Origin of the sequence: Plesiomonas sp. (assembly GCF_051650925.1) — a bacterium.
Taxonomy (GTDB): domain Bacteria; phylum Pseudomonadota; class Gammaproteobacteria; order Enterobacterales; family CAMTGL01; genus Plesiomonas.
The window spans coordinates 1-1,890 of the sequence record NZ_JBOFRH010000600.1; the positions used below are offsets into that span (position 1 = coordinate 1).

At 44.5% G+C, this 1,890-nt stretch carries 4 protein-coding genes; all 4 read left to right on the forward strand.

Features of this window, described 5'->3' with window-relative positions:
- On the forward strand, positions 1–225 hold a 225-nt coding region (locus ACRC27_RS14325; protein WP_438640191.1), incomplete at its 5' end, for a hypothetical protein.
- A 61-nt stretch (positions 226–286) separates the two neighbouring features.
- A complete protein-coding gene (locus ACRC27_RS14330; protein WP_438640192.1) occupies positions 287–796 on the forward strand; it encodes a DUF1496 domain-containing protein in 510 nt (169 codons plus the stop codon).
- A gap of 102 nt (positions 797–898) precedes the next feature.
- Complete coding sequence (locus ACRC27_RS14335) at positions 899–1,285, forward strand: YgiW/YdeI family stress tolerance OB fold protein (RefSeq protein ID WP_438640193.1); 387 nt, start codon at positions 899–901, stop codon at positions 1,283–1,285.
- 137 nt (positions 1,286–1,422) lie between these two features.
- Positions 1,423–1,848 carry a PepSY domain-containing protein gene (locus ACRC27_RS14340; protein ID WP_438622976.1) on the forward strand — a complete coding sequence of 142 codons (426 nt, stop codon included), beginning with the start codon at positions 1,423–1,425 and terminating at the stop codon, positions 1,846–1,848.
- Positions 1,849–1,890: the final 42 nt, after the last annotated feature.

Genomic DNA, 1,890 nt, shown 5'->3' on the forward strand with positions numbered 1-1,890 from the left:
CAGCAACTCATTGAAAAGGCTAGACAGTCACGTACACCACAGGCACTAAGCGGTATCCAACAAATGCAATCTGCGGTGGCAGAAAACACAACACACTCTCGTAAACGCACGGGTACAGTAAAACGTGCGAGCACTAAAAAAACAGCGCAGAGTACGGTGGCCAGTAGCCGCAGCAAAAAAACACCCGCCAAACGCAGTACGGCAGGTAAAAAGAGTCAGGGCTGATGCTTTGTCTTCGATCTTATGAAAATACACGATGAAAAGTATCTCATGAAAAGGAGTTTTTATGTCTCAGATTTTGCGCTCTGAACCGTTAGCACAGTTACAGATATGGCGAAAATTACCCCTGTTTTTATTCCGGCATGTTATTGGCACACGTGGGTGGCGGGTGGCTTGTTATTGCATACTGCTTGGCGGTGGATTCAGTAGTACAACCTATGCAGACGTTGTAACAACCGGTGTGCAGGGAATGCAAAATAGTACGGTATTTAGCACCGGAAACCGCAATCAAATGCTCTCAAATAACCTGATTGCAGCAGATGCTGACTCACTGACGTCAACAACCGAAGCCAACACCAGCACAACACGCTGGGGAAACTCTGACCGTATCAAGCTCAATATTGACAGTGGAGCGTTAATGCAAGGTTCTGCCTGCTATTATGCTGACCAGCGTTACTCAGAAGGTGCATTGCTGGATGTTGGAAATAACGTAATGCGCTGTATCAAACAAAAACCAGAGTTTAATAACAGCCCGCTAGAATGGCAGATCTTTAAGCCTAATAGCGAGCAGCAATGACGAATTCATTTACAAAAATGAACGGAATATGAATAAATTCCTCAGCTCAGATTAAGGCAACAAGGTGTTTAATACTCCTATCAACTACTTGAGGAGTACACCATGAAACCTGTTGCTATCGTTACCGCTGTATTACTGCTGACCTCTGCTTCTGCAATGGCTGCCGATCACCACACAACTAATATTCCAGCGGCAGTCAGCCAAAATGCTTATCAGGGGCCGGTGAAAACCACCACTATTGCAGAATTACAGGCAATGAAAACGCCGTTTAAAGACCATAATGTCGTGATGGATGGCTATTTAACCAGTCAGGTTGATGCCAAACACTACACATTTAGTGATGGAAAACAGCAGATTACTGTGGAAATTGACCATGATGTCGTCATGCCACAAGGCGTTACCGAGAAAACCAAAGTGCGCTTGTACGGGGAATATGAAACCGGTATCACTAAGTCAGAACTTGAAGCTAAACGTATTCAACTGCTGTAATCGGTAATACGGTTATAACGGGTAAAAACAGAGCGGTAATGGTGCATGTTATTTTCTGTATAAGTGATCCTGTATATAACGGAAAATATCAGGAAACCTTGCCGCTACCGGCTGTTACGGATCAGATGAGTCATTTCATGAAGCACACTGAATTATCAGCACAACTATTAGCGATATTACAGGCGCTATTGCTGGCAGTGACGTTAAGCTTTGCTATGCCGATGCAGGCACAGGCTGATCTGTTACCGCCTTATCATGCCCCTCCGCCACTAGAGTTTGATGATGACGTGCAAGATACCGCACTGGCAGCAACTCAAGCAGGGCTGATACAACCATATAGTGCATTGCTGGCTCAGGTTGAGAAAGATTTCTATGGCCGGATTATCGAGGTGGAGTTAGATGAAGATGATGATATCTGGGAGTATGAATTAAAGCTGCTCAGTGCAGAAAACAACCTGATCAAAGTGAAATACAATGCCATGACTTTGCAAGTGATCAAGATAAAAGGTCGCCATCTTGAGAAAGTCTTGAAGCGAAACATTGCACCGATTGATGATAAGTGACAAACCGCGCGTTTACATTACGGTTAATGAGCATTAGCGGCA